This window comes from Legionella sp. JM-2024, assembly GCF_055389095.1.
Genome location: NZ_AP039388.1, coordinates 1,022,793 through 1,040,829 on the forward strand (window position 1 = coordinate 1,022,793; position 18,037 = coordinate 1,040,829).

The following is an 18,037-nucleotide window of genomic DNA, read 5'->3' on the forward strand; positions in this document are numbered from 1 at the left end:
ACCTTTGGGAATGATAATAAGTCAAAATACTTAGTCCTGGATTTTACCATCGACAATATGAATTACTCTATCTGCAGTAGCAGCAAAATTAACATCATGAGTCACAATGATTACGGTTCGTTTATATTCATGAGCAAGTTCCTTTAGTATATTTTGTACATTAGTGCTTGACACGGTATCAAGGTTCCCAGTAGGCTCGTCTGCTAAAATTAATGAGGGATCATTAGCCAGCGCCCTTGCAATAGCGACACGTTGGCTTTGGCCTCCTGACAGTTGTTTAGGTAATTTTGATAATTGATCCTCCAAACCGAGACTAATTAAGAGTTCAGTGGCTCGATTTTTAATTTCACCTGGACTTAATTTTCGCAAACGCTGCATAGGTAACATCACATTCTCTAGAACCGTAAATTCAGGTAATAGAAAATGGAATTGAAAAACATAACCAATTTGAATTAACCGCAAATACGCCAGTTTTTCTTCTTTGTAATTTGATACGTCTTCATCATTCAGCCAAATTTTTCCTTTAGTGGGTTTGTCAAGTAATCCCAGTAGATATAGCAATGAGGACTTCCCTGAACCGGATGGGCCAGAAATGACTAGAAATTCACCTTGCCTAACGTCAAGATTTATGTTTTCTACCAAAGTAATGGGGACTTCACCTGACAGTTGACGAGAAAGATCTTTTGTCTTTATGACAATGTTTTTCATATTCCTCCTCGAAGAATGTCAACGGGATGTACGAGTGCTGCTTTACGGGCAGGAAGTACCGCTGCTATGATTGATGCTGTCATTGCAAAAGCGGTTGCGATGGTGAATTGTAAGTAACTCCAATCAAGGGGCATATTGATAAATTCAGAGCTGCCAGGCGGTTTGAATTGTACTTGCATGAGGCTATACATTAATCCACTTCCCAATGGTAGTCCTAATATACACCCAACAATCCCAAGCAGAAATCCTTCAATGACAAAAATAAATTGAATATCACTTTTCTGAAAGCCTATGGATTTAAGAATGGCAATGTCCTTATGTTTCTCCATTACAACTGTCGAAATGACATTATAAATTCCAAATGCGGCAACGATTAAAACCGCACTGACTACGCTGTACATTATGATATTTCTAATGACCAGAGTATTGAGTAAATCTTCTGATTTTTCTTGCCAGGAGATAGTCTTATAACTGATCTGTTTTTCAATTTGTGCGGCAATGTCATAGGCTTGGTATGGATCTGGTAATTTTATTATAATGTTATTAGCACGGTTAGGGCGGTTTAGTAATGCTTGAGCTCGTTTAATGCTAATAAAGGCTTGATTTGAATCAAAATCAGAACGGCCAGTACGAAATATACCAAGAATTTTGAAGGTTCGTATTTGACCAGAAGGTGCTGTTACAGTGATGTTATCATCCTTTGTAAGGGATAATTTACGTAAAAGTTCACTTCCTAAAACAATTCCATCTGGATTAACTATCAGATCATCAATCGTACCTGAAATCATATAATTTTCGATAGTAGAGACCTTTTTTATCTCCTCAGGGATCATCCCGTTCAAAGTGAGCGAATAATTTTTACCAGCATAGCTAATCAAAGCTTGCCCAACTAATACCGGGGAAATAATAATACCTGGGATAATAGTATATAAATTCTGTATTGTTTGCTCGTATCCTCGAACACCTCGAGGTTCTGTTAACGGTTTAACGCTACGAATTTCAACGGCACCATGTTTGTATAATTGCTCGATGGGTTGGATACGTGGGTTTCGGTATTCATCGACGATAGTAATATGAGGAGAATTATCGACTAATCGCTTGATAAAATCTTTTTCAGATCCTTGCATAAGTGATGAGATTGTTAAAAAAAAGGCTACTCCTAACATAATCCCCATCAAAGATACGAAACTTTGTCGTTTGCGGGCAAGTAGATGTTTTAAGGCAATCATTAAAAATAGTTTCATTATTCTTCCTGTTTAACAAGAATGAAACGTACCTTTCGCCCTTCTTTTAGTTCTTTATTGGGTTGTAAGATAACCAGGTCATTAACATTTACACCCTTTAAAACTTCAACTTGTTTTAATCCTTTTGCACCAATAGTAACTGTGTTTTGAGTAAGTTTCCCATCTTGTACACGCCAAATTTTATTTTCAATGACGCTGCTTGCAGGTAACAATAAGGCATTCTTTTTTTCATGAATAATAATATTGGTTTCAGCGGTCATACCAATTAATAAGGGATTTTCTTTAGTAAAATTAATACGAACTCTATAACTTCGTGCAATTGGATCACCTTTTGGGGTAATGCTTTGTACTTGTCCGTAAAAAATCTGATTTGGAAAAGCATCCGAGCTGATCAATACTTTTTGACCAACTCGTACCTGTACAATGTCTTCTTCATCTACTTCAGCAGTTATTCTTAAGGGAGCACAGCAAGAGAGCCAGAATACAGCCTGATTTGCTGGGATTAGTTGCCCAACTTCACCGTCACGCTTGATAATACGACCATCTTCCGGTGCAATTAGTTGCAAATAACTAATTTGTGCTTCTATTCTATGCACTGCTGCTGTGGCGGCTTGCCATTCGGACAACGTGCGATCGTATTCGTCTTTGGAAATGACTCCTTGTTTAACTAATTTTGCATTCCTTTCATACCTTAATTTAGATAATTTTTCATGCTCTTTGAGTTCTTTTAGGTTCTGTTGTAAGTGTTCATCTTCAAGACGTGCTAATATCTGTCCTTTTACTACATCTGCCCCCTCATCTACGTTCAACTGAATAAGTCGCGCTGAACTTTGTGCCGCGATTGGCATCATTACGGTTGGTTCAACAGTTCCTGTAGCATAAACGGCTTGAACGGCAATTCCATAAACGGGATGTACCACTTTAACGGTTTCAATAATCCATAGATTGCGAATCAACCATATCATTGCTACCAGAGCTAGAATTGAAACTATTAAAGATAAATATTTTTTCATAAACGACTAGCCTTAATATGGGCTTTGAAAATTATGATTCGAAAGTTTATTGTTTTTAATTATTTATAACATTGTTTACTGGCTTTGAAAAATTATCTTGATATCATTATCTTACTTTTTCATAATTCTTCTAATGATGGAGTTTTTGGAAGACCTGCTGCAAAGTAATGGCGCGTTGCGGTAGACTTTCAAAAGTGGTGCAAATCGCTCTTGTGCCTCTCACTCATCCTAAGCTAACATGTGCTAATACTTGGTAAAGGATTGTTATAATGATCAATTTTAGAAACTTTCTAGTTTTTATGCTTTTATTTTATTCTTTTTGTGGTCAATTAATCGCTTCAAGTAAACAGAATTTAGCATTTCGGAGTTTTTGGCACCCTAAGTATCTAGGACAACGTCTTGATTATTGCACTCTGGATGGGAAAGAGTGTGGAAAAACGGTAGCAAATCGTTATTGTCAAATGTTAGGGTATGACTATGCATCACAAAATATCATTGCCTATAACGTAGGCTTAACAAATTATTTGGGTAGCAGAGCTCAATGCAAGGGATGGCGTTGTAATGGTTTTATGACGATAGCTTGTGCTATTGGTTTATCACATACTCCTCCTAAACCCTATCATTATCGCGAAAAACGATTTGCCGTACCGCGTTATAATGATTACCGTGTTGATTGGTGCTTAGACCGAAACAAAGGTTGTGGTAAACAAGCGGCGAATTCTTTCTGTAATCGTATGGGATATATGCAGGCCAAAAAATTTGTGAAACAGACTCAAGTCAGTGCTACTAAAACAATAGGTAGTCAGGAGTTATGTTTTGGCAATCAGTGTAATGCCTTTAAAATGATTGTTTGTTATAGATAAATCAAAAGGTTAAATGATTTATAACTGTGAATTAATTGATTTGTATAGGGATCTGTTAGCAAGTGAACTGACTCAAGTGACATGATTTACATGTCAGATTTTATGACGCTTAAAATAAATATGTGGCAATTATTTGACAGCTGTCTGTTATGTGTCCGATACTTTAAATTAGAACTCAAACTTAAGGATAGGTTTATGAGGAGCGATGACAGGGTTTATATTATCGATGATAATGAAGATCGTTGCGATAAGCTTCGGACCATTTTTGATTTTATAGGCCAATCCTCAGAAGTCACACAATATGATAATTGGCAATTAATGACTAACCCTAATCCCAGTGTCATAGTACTGGGAGCCAGTGTGTCTTTTGAAAAAACAATGGACGAATTAGACTCTTTAGTGAAGTGCTTTCCAAAAATTCCAATATTAGTTATTGATGCTGTACTTGGTACGACTCAGTGCGCCGATCGAAATGTAGTAGATTGTATATCATTTCCATTCAGCTATGCAAAAATGCTTGAATCACTTCATAGATGTCAAATAGCCAAAGAAGCAGTTAAATTTATCACGGCAGGTACTCATAAAACACCTTTGTTTAGAAGTTTGGTTGGGAATAGCGAGGGCATTCGTCAAGTACGAAAATTAATTGGACAAGTCGCTGATACCGAAGCCAGTGTATTAATTTTGGGGGAATCAGGAACAGGAAAAGAAGTAGTTGCCCGCAATATTCATTCTCTTTCATCCAGATCAAATAAACCATTTGTTCCTATAAATTGTGGTGCAATCCCGGGTGAATTATTAGAAAGCGAATTATTTGGTCACGAAAAAGGGGCATTTACAGGCGCAATTACTTCAAGACAGGGGCGTTTTGAATTAGCCAATGGAGGAACTCTGTTTCTTGATGAAATTGGAGACATGCCTCTGGCTATGCAGGTGAAATTACTAAGAGTTCTACAAGAGCGTTGTTTTGAACGAGTAGGCTCAAATAAAAGCATCGAAGTGAATGTACGAATCATCGCCGCGACACATAGAAACTTAGAAACTGCCATTGAAGAAGGGAAATTTAGAGAAGATTTGTTTTACAGACTTAATGTATTCCCAATTGAAATGCCGCCTCTAAGAAATAGAAGTAGTGATTTATCACTTCTTTTTAATGAATTGGTCTCTCGAATTGAGGGAGAGGGCAGGCCTACAATCCGATTAATGCCCGATGCTATGGATGCCTTATGTGAATACAGTTGGCCAGGTAATGTGAGAGAATTAGCCAATTTGGTTGAGAGATTATCTATTCTTTATCCAAATGGTATTGTTGGCAAGAGTGATTTACCAAATCGATTTCAAAGAGAATATAAGTCATCCTATGTGGAGATTGGAACACCCGGATCTGAACGAGAAACCTTATTACAAATAATCAAACAGGAACCTGCATCCAATGCTGAAGGTATTGATTTGAAAGAACATTTGGTAAAAACTGAACTTGCATTGATTAGCCAAGCTTTGGATGAGTCGGATTGGGTCGTTGCTCATGCTGCCAGTTATCTCAATATGAGGAGGACAACCTTGGTTGAGAAAATGAGAAAATATGGCCTTACTCGACCAGAGAGGATGGAAAGATAAGTGAGATTGTAGTTTTCATTACCAAATTGAATCGGTAATTTTCATGATTCAGGATTATGAGATGCAATATTTTACTTATTATTGTCGCTAGATTCTTTCTCTTTATCCTTTGGTTTTTCTGTTTTTTGTTCAGATTTACTTTCAGTTGATTTGCTTTCGGTTTTCTTCTCTTCTGCTGTCTCAGGTTGAGCTCTTTTTTGTTTGTAATCCTGAATTATCTCACTGACACTGGTTTTAATTCCTTTAAATAATTTAGCAGTCATAGAAGTTAATTCATTAAGATCTGGTAACTTCGATTTGAAATCACTCATGCCTTACTCCTTGGGAAAAATTGTTATTCTTTAATTATATACCTAGATTCAATTTTTTGGCGATAATTAGATTTTGATAGTTTCTTGCTCAATAATCCATCGGTACTGTGCATAAATTCTATCAAAATCTGAAAGATCAATTTACACTTATGTTTATCGAGGTTCAGTATAACTCATCCTCGATTTGATCGGCTATTAATTTAAATCCAAGGGTGAATAAGACGCATTGCCGGCTTAAGCACTTTACTTATCAGCGGAAGTTTGGCATGGACAGTCAATTTAAATACATTAAACTCTGCCATTTTTTCTATCAAATATTCATCGCTTGTTGATAATTTATCAATGAGTTGGAGTTCAAAAGCATCTTTAGCTATCCAATGCTCTCCAGTTGCGACTTTGTCTATATCAAGCTGAGTTCTATTTTTGAGGACGTATTCTCTAAATGCAGTATGTATTTTTTCCAGGTCTTCCTGAAATTTTTTTCTACCTTTTTCGGTATTTTCAGCGAAAAGGGTTAGGGTACGTTTGTATTCTCCCGCGGTTAATAACTCAACATCAATGTTATTTTTCTGGAGCCAGCGATGAAAATTAGGAATTTGAGCAACTACTCCTATAGAGCCAATAATTGCAAATGGAGCAGCAATTATTTGGTTTGCTACACAGGCCATTAAATAGCCACCACTAGCAGCCATTTTATCTATACTAACAGTTAATGGAATATTTTTATCGCGGATGCGTTGCAATTGTGCTGCAGCAAGGCCATACCCATTTACTGCGCCACCAGGACTTTCCAATCTCACCAAAACTTCATCTTCAGGCTTAGCAATACTTAATACAGATGTGATTTCATTTCTTAGTTGTTCAACCTGAGTTGCTTTTATATCACCACTAAAATCAAGAACATAAAGGATAGGGTGTTTGGTTTTATTTTTTTTCTTTTTTCCAGGTTTTTTTCCTAAAATCTCTTTGCTCATTAAAGAGTTAATATGGTCATATTCTTCATTTAAAGAGGTAATTTCTAACTTGGGTTTGGGTTTACGACCCATGGAAAATACGCCCGCAAAGAGAATCAGCAATGCGATAACAAGAGTTATGCATTTTAAAAGAAACATACCATATTCACTAAGGAATTCCATCATTGACCCTTGCAAAAAATAAAGCAGATTATGGCGATCATCAAGTGAGTTCGCAAGCAAAATTAAATCAGGACTTACGAAAAACTCCATTCTTTTCGTTAAAAAAGGTTGTTAATTTGGTTATTTAGTTAATCTAAATGCCCTCATTTAAAACCTTTTTTGCCTGGATCCTGGAGTTTTTCGTAAGTTCTGTACATAACTTTTTAAAGAAGACCTTGGGGATTTTTCATATGTCCTGTTATAGTTAGCAAAGATTTTTAAAAATAATGTGTTTTATGCTTGATGTGATTGAACTAGATTTTGATTACCATGATCAGCCATTGTTGCAACAAATTTCCTTTCATCTTCCTGCTAGTGGCTTATTGCATTTAAAAGGTGCAAACGGAGCAGGAAAAACAACTTTACTTAGATTAATCGCTGGATTGTTGAAAGCAGAAAGAGGGGAGATTCTTTTTGATGGTCAATCTATAAATAACGATCTCTACTCTTATCAAAAACAGTTGTGTTTCGTGGGGCATAAAGCTGGTATTAGCCCGTACCTTACTTTGAGAGAAAATTGCCTTTTTGATATACATTGCCCTGCTAACCAATTGAATCTTAGGGAATTATGTCAACAATTTAATTTAGATCATCTTATTGATTATCCTTGTGGATTATTATCTTCAGGACAAAAGCGTCAAGTTGCTTTATTAAGATTATGGATGACCAAAGCAAAATTATGGTTGCTGGACGAGCCTTTAGTAGCTCTTGATGAATTAGCACTTGCTGTCATTATCGGTAAGATAAAGGAGCACAGAGCTAATGGAGGAGCTGTATTACTTACTTCTCACCAGGATTTGCCTTTAAACAAGGCTGATTATGAGGAGTATCATATATGAGTTTCGCACTTCGATTATTTGTAAGGCAGTTCAGGCGCGAAATGTTAATCCAGGTTCGGCAAATCAGATATTTAGTTAATTCTTGTTTGTTTTTTTTAATGTTGTTGTTTATTTTTCCCCTTACTATAAGACCTGAATTGATGTTGATGCGCATGGTCGCCCCGGGATTAGTGTGGATGGCTATTTTATTATCTATGCTTCTTTCCTTAGAGCGGTTGTTTCAACAGGATTATGAACAAGGAGTCATTGAGCAATGGTTGGTTTCCGGACAGCCATTGAATCTTATTGTGACAGCAAAAGTATTAGCACACTGGTTAATATCTGTGATCCCGCTGTTAGTATTATCCCCTTTGATCGCGATATTATTTTCATTTACTGCCTGGGAAACTTATATATTATTATTGAGCTTGATTTGCGGCACACCGGCCATATTATTTTTATGTGCACTTGCAGCCGCTTTTGGGATAGGGATAAATCAACGTGGAGCTTTAATGGCATTGATCCTGTTGCCATTAACTTTACCATTACTGATATTTGGTAGTGGTACTTTGAGTATTGCCATGCAAGGCCTGCCAGTGAGTGGTTATTTGGCTTTACTATTGGCGATGTCCTTATTGGCCGTTGGCTTTTTACCTTATGCAATTGCGGGTGTGATACGCGTTAGCCATGTAGAATAGACTTCTTTCCAAATACCACTGGAAATTGCTTCGTCGATGCGGTGCTCGACTCCGGATCTGGCTCCGTTTCTCCTCGTACTTACCTTACCTCAGCGGGTTTGGAGGGATTTTACAACTCACTTCTCTAGAGAAAATAAGCCCTCAATATGCCCAACGTGTTATAACATTGATCGTTTAATTTTTTTTTGTAATACTTGGCGCCTCACTAACTATATAGAGTGTCGTATGGCTAACTACAGAGAAGAAATTAATTACCTAATGGAAATTGGGCTAGTGCCCAGTAAAGATTACATAGCACCTGAACGATTTATTACTCACTATGCAGACACAACTCAGTTTTGGGGTGGTTTAAGTGCAGTAGCATTTTTACCCATAATAAATGGATTGGGAGCCTGCTATTATGCAGCAAGAACTATGTGGGCAACATTACGTGCGATAGGCAATTTATTAATTTTAAAGCCTGGTTTAGCAGGAGAAGCAATCACTGATGCCGGGTTTGGCCTAACAATGAGTATTTGTCTGGCAGTTATGGCTCCAATTCATGCACTAACTCAATCTATTGAAGTGATTACTAGAACTATTTCTTCATGGTTTGTTGGAAAAGAGAACGTTGAAAATTTGTCAGAAAATGGGTTACTAACCGAATTTGTAACTAATGTAAAACCATATCAACGTGCTGGCAAGCTTTTTTCAGCTAACTATTTTAATAAGTCACGATTCTTTTCAACTTATGAAGGTGCTTTTGATTGCTTGGCGCAAATGGCTTCCCCAATCACCACCATTTTTACTACAGGCTACTATTCATTGTCAGAAGCATGTAGCGGTGTTAATTCTGCTATAGAATGCCTTGCAAATTTACTAATCTGTAAACCTGGGCATGCGCTAGAAAATTTACGTGATTTATCGGTGCACTTCAGTCTGGCTATTGGCTTAGCTGTAATGACACCAATTAATGCTCTAGTGGAAAGTATTGCTTTTATTTCACGACTTGGCAGTACTTGGGTTTCTGCCTGCACAAGCCCTGAAGATAAGCACTCTACCATAGAAGAAAATTATGTTCCTGTAAGACATGGTGTTTAAACAGTAATTCCAAACCATATAAATTTGCCTGGTTGCAAGCAGCCAGGCAATTAATCAAATCATAAAGAATCATCCTTGCAGCGGTAATCCTGAAGCTCCCAAGTTTTGAGACGAGCCCTCTCCTGCATCAAAAACTAAAAATTGATTGTCTGCGATAATCGTCAAGCAAAAAGGTTTCCGAATGGATTGCATGGAGGAGGTTGGTTTGATACCGGAAGGTACCAGGATACTTCAACGTGCTAAAAATAGCATTTGGAGTTTCTTGGGTATATATTTTGTTATTGTTTTGATGCGTGGTAAAATCCTTCTTTTTTTGATTTTATTGTTTCCTATGTGGAATATTTTATATCAGTTGGCATCACCAAAAAATTTTTATACTTATGCTGGGCGCATTACTCCCTGGTTGGCTGCGAGTGCTTTGCTTACTTTAGGTGTTGGCATGATCTGGGGATTGGCATTTGCCCCACCTGATTATCAACAAGGGGAGGCATACAGGATTATTTATGTCCACGTCCCCAGCGCTTTTTTATCAATGGCATTGTACGCCTGGATGGGATTTTTGGCCATATTGTTGCTCGTGTGGCGTATTAAAATGGCAGGATTATTGATTCATAAAGTAGCCCAATTAGGAGCCTGCATGGCTTTTCTTGCTTTAATTACTGGAAGTATTTGGGGTAAGCCAATGTGGGGTGCATGGTGGGTATGGGATGCTCGTCTTACTTCAGAATTGGTACTTTTGTTACTTTATTCGGCAATACTGGCTACTTATCAAGCGGTAAAAAATAAAGAAGATGGGGATAGAATAATAGCAATTTTGTCTTTGGTTGGTTTAATTGATTTACCAATAATTCATTATTCCGTTTATTGGTGGAATACCCTACACCAGGGTGCTACTTTATCTGTATTCGCCAAACCTAAAATTGATCACAGTATGTTGTATCCTTTGTTAGTCACTTTGATTGGCTTTTTCTTATATTCTTTATGGATTATCTTGGAAAAGGCACGTAGCGAAGTCTTGTTTAGAGAACGAAGACAATCTTGGGTTAAGATTCAGTTCGAGGAAGAGATTGATGAATCAGTTTTTTGAATGGTTGGCCATGGGGGGCTATTCCATATATATTTGGCCTGCTTATGGTTTGGTTTGTGTGGTCCTGGTCATGAATATTTTAGGAATAAAATGGCAAAGAACTCGAACGCGCAAAAAATTACAACGTTGGTTTAAGAGATAGATTAAATGACCCCTATAAGGCGACGCAAGCTATTTATCTTACTATTTGTCCTGTCTGTTTTATCCGCAGCGACTGCCTTGGTTTTGTACTCATTAAGGCAAAATATCAGTTTATTTTATACTCCTACCCAGATTGTTTCAGGTGAAGCTCCAGTAAAGCATCTAATTAGGGTGGGTGGAATGGTTGAAGCAAATAGCATAATAAGGGCAAAAAGAGGTTTGGAGGTTCAATTTAAAATTACTGATTTTGAGCACGTCATCGTCGTTACTTACTCCGGGATACTTCCAGATTTATTTAGAGAGGGTCAGGGTATCGTTGCAGAGGGCGAGGTAACTGACAATCATCATTTTCGTGCGATACAAGTCTTGGCAAAGCATGATGCGAATTATATGCCACCTGAAGTAAAGGCAGCTTTGGCTAATAAGGTGAAAAAATGATAGCAGAATTAGGATTGTTTTCTTTAATTTTGGCATTCATGTCTTCATTAATGTTAGCCTTAATACCATTAGCTGGTTTGCAATTTAATCGGCCAGATTGGATAGAGTCCTCTAGGAATTATGTTGTATTACAATTTTTATTCGTTGCCTGTGCTTATTTATGCTTAACGGTTTGCTTTTTAACGGATGATTTTTCAGTGATCTATGTGCTGAATAACTCCAGCCTGTTGCTTCCGTGGTTTTACAAATTTTGTGCGGTTTGGGGGGGGCATGAAGGGTCTATGTTGCTTTGGGTTGCTATCCTTAGTTTTTGGATGATCCTGGTTTGTTTTTTTAGCTCAAGCCTCGATAAGGAAATGCGTACTCGTATTTTAGTAGTTTTAGGTTGGTTAAGTATCGGGTTTATTCTTTTTTTGTTAATGACATCCAATCCCTTTTTACGTCAATTCCAAGTGTTGAATACCCAAGGTCGTGATCTTAATCCTTTGCTTCAAGATCCGGGTTTTCTATTTCATCCGCCTATGTTATATATGGGGTATGTTGGTTTTTCTGTTGCATTTGCCTTTGCTATTGCAGCTTTGTGGGCTGGTAAGGTAGAGGCCAGTTGGTCTAAATGGACAAGACCTTGGACTTTAGCGGCCTGGTGTTGTTTAACGGCTGGAATTACTTTAGGCAGTTGGTGGGCTTATAGAGAATTAGGCTGGGGTGGTTGGTGGTTTTGGGACCCTGTGGAAAATGCTTCTTTTATGCCTTGGCTGGTGGGTACTGCTCTATTGCATTCTTTGGCAGTTACCGAGCAGAGACAGCAATTTAAGGCTTGGACAATGTTACTTGCAATCGCAGCCTTTTCTTTAAGTTTAATTGGTACTTTTCTTGTTCGCTCTGGGGTTTTAACTTCAGTCCATGCTTTTGCAGTTGATCCTCAGAGAGGATTATATATCCTGGGATTTTTGTTATTTGTAATTGGAGGCTCATTAATTCTGTTTCTTTTTAGGGCTCAAACTTTACAAACCAATAGTAATCCAAGCCCATTATCAAGAGAAAGTGCACTATTGTTGAACAATGTGTTTTTGGTAGTAATGATGCTGACTGTATTAATGGGAACAGTTTATCCTTTGCTGGTTGAAGGTTTGGGGCTTGGAAAATTATCTGTTGGCGCACCGTATTTTAATTCTGTTTTTATTCCTTTAATGATCCCGATGTTATTATTGATGGGCTTGGGTATTCACTTAAAATGGCATAGCGACAGTTGGCGGGCTGTGGCAAGGAGATCTAATGGAATCTTTTTGCTCAGTCTGGTTCTGCCTGTTATTTTATTGTTTTGCACCTCCAGTGCAATAAATCTTTCTGCACTCTTTGGTTTAATACTGGCATCTTGGGTTCTTTTGAATACATTGTATGCAGCATATAAAAAAATCAAGGATAGGGGGGTAGCTGGGGTTGGTCAAGCCTATTGGGGAATGGTACTGGCACATTGTGGTGTTGCATCAACTGTCATTGGCATTGCTGTTTCTACAGCTTATGGAGTACAAGATGATGTACGTATGTCTCCTGGTAAACAAATTAATCTGGTTGGTTATAATATTGAATTTATCAGACAAACATCATTGAATGGCCCTAATTACAAGGGAACCAGAGCTGAATTTTCAATAAAATATCAAGGAAAAACCAAATCCATTTTTCCTGAAAAAAGGTTGTATACAATTGGACAAATGCCAATGACTGAGTCTGCAATTGATGTGACTCCTTTTCGTGATATTTATATCGCTTTGGGAGAACCACTATCTGATGACGCTTGGTCAGTTCGTATTTATTATAAACCGTTGGTACGCTGGATTTGGGCTGGTGGATTTATGATTTTAGCTGGTGGTGTTTTGGCATTAACAGATAGAAGATATTACCAAAGAAGACAAATACCGGCAATGACAGGTCGGGAGATAAGGGTATGAAAAGAGTAGGATGGCGTGTGATTCCTATAGCTATTTTTTTTCTACTAAGTTTTTTCCTCTGGAGAGGATTGTCTCTGGATCCCCATCATTTACCCTCAGCCCAACTTGGAAAATCATTACCCAATTTTGCCTTGCCGCAATTGCAAAATCCTCAGTCCACCTTCAGTACAAAAAACCTTCATAATCAGGTTGTATTGCTTAACGTTTGGGCAAGTTGGTGTGAAGCTTGTGTTGAGGAACAAGTGTTTATGTTGCAGCTCGCAAGAGAAGGTGTACCTATCTATGGCTTAAATTATAAAGACAAACCAGAACAGGCCAGGCAATGGTTGGCACAATGGGGTAACCCTTATAAATTGATAGGTCAGGATATAGATGGAAAAGTTGCAATTGACTTAGGTGTTTATGGAGCACCTGAAACTTTTGTTATTGATAAAAAGGGAATAATTCGCTACAGGCATGTAGGAATCATGAATCAAGAAATCTGGTTAAATGACATTTTACCTTTAATGAAGATTTTGGAGAAATCAGTATGAGAGCATCCTATTTCTTCTTTAAGGTGATTTTATTGTTTACTTTAATACCTATGGCATTTGCAAATAGTATGTATCCATTGGATTCCGTTAAAAAGGAAACACAATTTAATCATCTTTTAAAAGATTTGCGTTGTTTAGTTTGTCAAAATCAGGACTTGGCTGATTCCAATGCTGAACTGGCTAAGGATTTACGTTCTCAGGTTTATCAATTGGTAAAAGAGGGGAAGAGTGACAGTGAAATAATGGATTATCTAACCGATCGTTATGGTGATTTTATACTCTTTAAACCACCCGTTAAAAGCGTAACTCTTTTATTATGGTACGGCCCATTTTTATTTTTATTATTTGGTTTTTTAATTTTTTGGCGGACTTGTTTTAAGAGAAACTCTCATGAATGAATGGTGGCTGGTTATTTTATTACTCGTTTTTACTATATTGGCATGTACTTTCATTATTTATCCTTTGAGACGTAACCGTTTGTTTAGTCTTTTACTGATTCCCTTTGTTTTTATAATGATTTTTACAGGATATTATTTTTGGGGAGGTTTTGCTCAGTGGCAAGAATATCTGCATCGAAATGATGCTCAGGAATTGGCTCAATCCATGCTCAAATCGATTAAAAGTCCGCATGAATTAATCGATAAGCTGAAAGCCAAGTTGGATTCTCATCCTGAGAGTGCTAAGGGTTGGTATTTGTTGGGGAGATTATATAGTAGTCAAAATGATAGTCAAAATGCGTCCCTGGCTTTTGCAAAAGCACACCAGCTTAAGCCTGAAGATGAGCAATTTTCAGTGAATTATGCCCATAGTTTATGGCAGTTGAATAGTCAGCAGTTTAACTCAGATATTTTAGATATTTTTCATACCTTGCTAAAAAATAATCCTAATCAACCCGATGCCCTTGCAATGCTTGCCATGCATGCTTTCTTAAGCCATGATTATGAGGGTGCGATAAATTATTGGCAACGTTTACTAAAATTGGCACCAGAGCAGTCTGAAGAAGCTTTAGCTATTCGTAAAGCAATTGCAAAAGCTCAGGAGCAACTTGATTTAGGGAGAGGACAAAGTGACAGATAAAGTGTATCAAATAGTGGAATTAATTGGGACTTCTCAAGAAGGAATTGAAAAAGCTATCGATAATGCAATAAAACAAGTAGCTAAAACTTATGGGAAATTGGATTGGTTTGAAGTGGTAGAAACACGGGGTTTTATTGATGATAATAAAGTGAAATATTATCAAGTGCATTTAAAAGTTGGGTGTAATGTTTAATCAAACAGGAGTTGTTAACATTTCATTGTGTTGTTTGTAACAAAAAGGTGTAAAAAATGAAAAAACTACTATCTGTATCAGTTATTAGTCTGATGATTACTGGATGTGCGGCTATTCCAGCAGATCCACAAACAGAACGTGTCATTGCAAGCCCAAACCCTGCGCCTAAAGGTTGTAAATATGTAGGTCAAGTGGTAGGTAACCAAGGCAACTTCTTTACCGGTGGATTTACTTCTAACCGTAATTTGGAAGAAGGAGCCATGAATGATCTTAAAAATAAAGCAAGTAAAAAAGGTGCCAATTATATTCAATTGGTGACAAACCGAGCTGGTGTTACTGGCTCTATGAGTGGTTCATTTGATCGTCGCGGTGGTTTTATGAGCGGTGGTTCGGAACAAACTAATGTGACTAATCTCGGCAATGCCTATATTTGTCCACCTAAGGCCATTGGATTAGAATAAAATTACGCCGAAATTCTATTTTCTTACCCCGGATTAGCCCCTAATCCGGGAATTGCCAGATTGCAATGTAAGAGTAGCCGTTCAGGGTATATCTTGAATCTTGGTGGAATATCCAGAGTTGCATCCAGGCTGAATGAATATGGCATTCCGATGATACAGCGTAAATAGTGAAGTTATAGAGCTGTGAAAATTAATCCTTGGAAATATAAGGATTATCCTTAATATAAAATCTTAATAATTCATTAGCCCATTCTTTAGCATAATGAACACCGATTCTTGGTTTTTCTACAATAGTAAAATCGGTTTGTATGCTGGGTTCAGCGATGTAAAAATTGTTACTTAATAAATCTTGATGATTCAGTTTGGTATCTATTTGCATAGCTCGAGATAATAGGCCAGGCCCCTGAGTTTTGTTTTGAATATTTTGTATAGGCTCCAAAGCACGTATTAGCACTGCAGAGCCTGTGCCTTCCTGTTCAGTCACTACATTCATACAATAATACATTCCATAAATCAAATAGACATAGGCGTATCCTGCTGGTCCAAACATCACTTTAGTTCTTTTAGTGATACCTTTAGAGGAATGGCAAGCCAAATCATGTTGTCCAAGGTATGCTTCCACTTCAACGATGCGTCCAATTCGCTCTTCAAGTCCATCATGGTGAACTAAATATTTACCTAAAAGCTCTTTTGCAACGATAACGGTGTCACGCTCATAAAAAGATCTTGATAATTTACGCACGTCCGCTCTCACTCCACTTCAGAAAATTCATTTAAGATTTTAAGAAAATAATGTCCATAATGGGCTAATTTATGTTGCCCAACTCCAGATACATCCAATAGCTGTTTATTATTTTTAGGTTTTATTTGGGTCATTTCGTGCAAAGTGGCATCACTGAATATCATAAAAGGGGGTTTATTCTCTTCGTCGGCCAACTGACGTCTTAAGGTACGTAGTTTTTCAAATAATGGACTATTTTCAAGTTTAACAGAAGTATTTTGTTTGATTCTCTTTTTACCTCCTTTAAGATCATTATTGGGGATGGTTAGTGAAATACGTTCTTGACCTTTTAAAAGCGGAACTGCCTTTGAAGTTAAGCGTAAGACATTAAAATGCCCCATGTCTTGCAAGCAATAATCTTTATGTATCAATTGCCAAGCCAGGTGTTTCCAATAATTTATTGACTTCTCCTTGCCAATTCCAAAGGTACTTAAACGCTCATGTCCTGCCTGCTTTATTTTTTCAGTCTGACTACCTCTCAAAACATCAATAGTATGCGTTAGACCATAGCTTTGTTTTAATCTGTAAATACATGATAATAATTTTTGTGCGTCTTCAGTGACGTCTTCAGTTTGTGGAGGATTATCACAGACATCACAGTTTTTGCAGGCAGTATCACAGGGTTCATCAAAATAGCGTAATAAAATTTGGCGACGACAATGAGATGCTTCAGCAAATGCAATGATGTGATTTAATTTATTAGTTTCTATATGTCTTTGCTCCTCAAGGGGAATGTTTATTATCCATGCTCGCAGGCGACCACTGTCAGAAGCGTCATAAAGTAGCAGTGCCTTGGCAGGTAGCCCGTCACGTCCGGCACGACCTGTTTCCTGGTAGTAGCCTTCAATATTTTTTGGTAAATCATAATGAATTACAAAGCGAACATTAGGCTTATCAATACCCATTCCGAAAGCTATGGTGGCTACAACAATATCTATGCGATCATATCTAAAAAGATTTTGTACCTCGCGGCGCTCTATATGAGATAGTCCTGCATGATAAGCACGGGCTTTGAATCCAAGTTGCTGCAATTTTTCAGTAAGATATTCAACGCTATTACGAGTTCCGCAATAAATGATTCCAGATTGTTGAGTGTCTGACTGTAAAAATTGATTTAATTGTTTTACTGCGTTGATTTTGGGAACCACTTTATAATGAATATTAGGTCTATTAAATGAAGCAACGTACTTTTTAGGTTGGTAGTTCAATTTAATAATGATGTCCTCACGTGTTTGCTTATCCGCGGTGGCTGTTAAAGCAATTATTGGAATATCTGGGAAGTTGGTTTTCAATAAGCCTAAACAAGCATATTCAGGTCGAAAATCATGTCCCCATTGTGAAATGCAGTGAGCTTCATCAATAGCAAATAATGCAATAGCACACTCTGACAATCGTTCCAAAAAAGAGGTGCTGATAAGACGCTCCGGGGCAATATATAGTAAATCTAATTCGTTATGATGTAATTGATTTAATACACCTCTGGCTTCTTCAGTTGTCAATGATGAGTTGTAGTACGCTGCCTGGATACCTTGTAATTTCAGTGCTGCCACTTGATCTTCCATTAATGCGATCAAGGGAGACACTACAATTCCAACACCTGGACGGACTATAGCAGGGATTTGATAACATAAGGATTTTCCACCACCAGTAGGCATTAAAACAAGGACATCCTTGCCAGAAATGACCTCGTTTATTATGTCTTCTTGATATGTTCTGAAAGAATCGAATCCGAAATATTTCTTTAAAACAGCCAAGGCCTTTTGATTTGTTAAAGTTGGTTGCGCTAAAGTTTCCATGTGATTATTCTTATTGTCTTTCCCGGGCGCTAAAAATTCGTAATAATATCATTT

The 18,037-nt window shown here is 37.4% G+C and carries 21 protein-coding genes; 14 read left to right on the plus strand and 7 right to left on the minus strand.

The features are described 5' to 3' along the window. Positions 1-30: 30 nt before the first annotated feature. The 3 genes from ACZ5EK_RS04460 to ACZ5EK_RS04470 are packed head-to-tail and all read right to left on the minus strand — an operon-like array spanning position 31 to position 2,965. Positions 31-708 (minus strand): ABC transporter ATP-binding protein, encoded by a 678-nt coding sequence (locus tag ACZ5EK_RS04460; RefSeq protein ID WP_464431598.1) that lies wholly within the window; start codon positions 706-708, stop codon positions 31-33. Further along, entirely contained in the window at positions 705-1,952 is a 1,248-nt protein-coding gene (locus ACZ5EK_RS04465) for an ABC transporter permease (RefSeq protein WP_464431599.1), read from the minus strand. Before ACZ5EK_RS04465 ends, ACZ5EK_RS04460 begins: the two co-directional genes overlap by 4 nt. Next, positions 1,952-2,965 carry an efflux RND transporter periplasmic adaptor subunit gene (locus ACZ5EK_RS04470; protein WP_464431600.1) on the minus strand — a complete coding sequence of 338 codons (1,014 nt, stop codon included), beginning with the start codon at positions 2,963-2,965 and terminating at the stop codon, positions 1,952-1,954. Before ACZ5EK_RS04470 ends, ACZ5EK_RS04465 begins: the two co-directional genes overlap by 1 nt. Positions 2,966-3,234: 269 nt before the next feature. Between ACZ5EK_RS04470 and ACZ5EK_RS04475 the strand changes: the two genes are divergently transcribed. Together ACZ5EK_RS04475 and ACZ5EK_RS04480 are read left to right on the plus strand one after the other, a co-directional pair. Then, entirely contained in the window at positions 3,235-3,828 is a 594-nt protein-coding gene (locus ACZ5EK_RS04475; RefSeq protein ID WP_464431601.1) for a hypothetical protein, read from the plus strand. A gap of 195 nt (positions 3,829-4,023) precedes the next feature. Further along, positions 4,024-5,445 carry a sigma-54 dependent transcriptional regulator gene (locus ACZ5EK_RS04480; protein WP_464431602.1) on the plus strand — a complete coding sequence of 474 codons (1,422 nt, stop codon included), beginning with the start codon at positions 4,024-4,026 and terminating at the stop codon, positions 5,443-5,445. Between the two features lie 71 nt (positions 5,446-5,516). Here ACZ5EK_RS04480 and ACZ5EK_RS04485 read toward each other — a convergent pair whose 3' ends face one another. Continuing rightward, the gene (locus tag ACZ5EK_RS04485) at positions 5,517-5,756 is read right to left on the minus strand and encodes a hypothetical protein (protein WP_464431603.1); all 240 of its coding nucleotides are present in this window, start codon (positions 5,754-5,756) and stop codon (positions 5,517-5,519) included. Positions 5,757-5,956: 200 nt separating this feature from the next. Next, complete coding sequence (gene sohB / locus ACZ5EK_RS04490) at positions 5,957-6,892, minus strand: protease SohB (RefSeq protein ID WP_464432456.1); 936 nt, start codon at positions 6,890-6,892, stop codon at positions 5,957-5,959. 275 nt (positions 6,893-7,167) lie between these two features. Here sohB and ccmA point away from each other — a divergent pair, with 275 nt between their 5' ends. From ccmA to ACZ5EK_RS04550, 12 genes are all read left to right on the plus strand, one after another. After that, positions 7,168-7,770, plus strand: coding sequence for a heme ABC exporter ATP-binding protein CcmA (gene ccmA, locus ACZ5EK_RS04495; protein ID WP_464431604.1), 603 nt, complete (start codon positions 7,168-7,170; stop codon positions 7,768-7,770). Then, a complete protein-coding gene (gene ccmB / locus ACZ5EK_RS04500) occupies positions 7,767-8,447 on the plus strand; it encodes a heme exporter protein CcmB (RefSeq protein WP_464431605.1) in 681 nt (226 codons plus the stop codon). Before ccmA ends, ccmB begins: the two co-directional genes overlap by 4 nt. Before the next feature lie 225 nt (positions 8,448-8,672). Next, positions 8,673-9,527 (plus strand): lpg0518 family Dot/Icm T4SS effector, encoded by an 855-nt coding sequence (locus ACZ5EK_RS04505; protein ID WP_464431606.1) that lies wholly within the window; start codon positions 8,673-8,675, stop codon positions 9,525-9,527. 331 nt (positions 9,528-9,858) lie between these two features. After that, complete coding sequence (ccmC, locus tag ACZ5EK_RS04510; protein WP_464432457.1) at positions 9,859-10,614, plus strand: heme ABC transporter permease CcmC; 756 nt, start codon at positions 9,859-9,861, stop codon at positions 10,612-10,614. After that, the gene (gene ccmD, locus ACZ5EK_RS04515; protein ID WP_464431607.1) at positions 10,598-10,756 is read left to right on the plus strand and encodes a heme exporter protein CcmD; all 159 of its coding nucleotides are present in this window, start codon (positions 10,598-10,600) and stop codon (positions 10,754-10,756) included. Before ccmC ends, ccmD begins: the two co-directional genes overlap by 17 nt. A 5-nt stretch (positions 10,757-10,761) precedes the next feature. Then, positions 10,762-11,193 (plus strand): cytochrome c maturation protein CcmE, encoded by a 432-nt coding sequence (ccmE, locus tag ACZ5EK_RS04520; RefSeq protein ID WP_464431608.1) that lies wholly within the window; start codon positions 10,762-10,764, stop codon positions 11,191-11,193. Continuing rightward, positions 11,190-13,142 carry a heme lyase CcmF/NrfE family subunit gene (locus tag ACZ5EK_RS04525; protein ID WP_464431609.1) on the plus strand — a complete coding sequence of 651 codons (1,953 nt, stop codon included), beginning with the start codon at positions 11,190-11,192 and terminating at the stop codon, positions 13,140-13,142. Before ccmE ends, ACZ5EK_RS04525 begins: the two co-directional genes overlap by 4 nt. Next, positions 13,139-13,675: a DsbE family thiol:disulfide interchange protein gene (locus ACZ5EK_RS04530; protein ID WP_464431610.1), complete on the plus strand. Its 537-nt coding sequence runs from the start codon at positions 13,139-13,141 to the stop codon at positions 13,673-13,675. Before ACZ5EK_RS04525 ends, ACZ5EK_RS04530 begins: the two co-directional genes overlap by 4 nt. After that, entirely contained in the window at positions 13,672-14,073 is a 402-nt protein-coding gene (locus ACZ5EK_RS04535; protein WP_464431611.1) for a cytochrome c-type biogenesis protein, read from the plus strand. The genes ACZ5EK_RS04530 and ACZ5EK_RS04535 overlap by 4 nt, the downstream gene beginning before the upstream one ends. Next, on the plus strand, positions 14,066-14,752 hold the full coding sequence (locus ACZ5EK_RS04540) for a tetratricopeptide repeat protein (protein ID WP_464431612.1): 687 nt from the start codon (positions 14,066-14,068) through the stop codon (positions 14,750-14,752). Before ACZ5EK_RS04535 ends, ACZ5EK_RS04540 begins: the two co-directional genes overlap by 8 nt. Further along, positions 14,742-14,945, plus strand: coding sequence for a dodecin (locus tag ACZ5EK_RS04545; RefSeq protein WP_464431613.1), 204 nt, complete (start codon positions 14,742-14,744; stop codon positions 14,943-14,945). Before ACZ5EK_RS04540 ends, ACZ5EK_RS04545 begins: the two co-directional genes overlap by 11 nt. 56 nt (positions 14,946-15,001) lie before the next feature. Then, a complete protein-coding gene (locus tag ACZ5EK_RS04550) occupies positions 15,002-15,406 on the plus strand; it encodes a DUF4156 domain-containing protein (protein WP_464431614.1) in 405 nt (134 codons plus the stop codon). Positions 15,407-15,596: 190 nt separating this feature from the next. Here the strand turns inward: ACZ5EK_RS04550 and ACZ5EK_RS04555 are convergent, their stop codons facing one another. Together ACZ5EK_RS04555 and recQ are read right to left on the minus strand one after the other, a co-directional pair. Continuing rightward, positions 15,597-16,148: a DNA-3-methyladenine glycosylase gene (locus ACZ5EK_RS04555; RefSeq protein ID WP_464431615.1), complete on the minus strand. Its 552-nt coding sequence runs from the start codon at positions 16,146-16,148 to the stop codon at positions 15,597-15,599. 8 nt (positions 16,149-16,156) lie between these two features. Beyond that, complete coding sequence (gene recQ, locus ACZ5EK_RS04560) at positions 16,157-17,983, minus strand: DNA helicase RecQ (protein WP_464431616.1); 1,827 nt, start codon at positions 17,981-17,983, stop codon at positions 16,157-16,159. Positions 17,984-18,037: the final 54 nt, after the last annotated feature.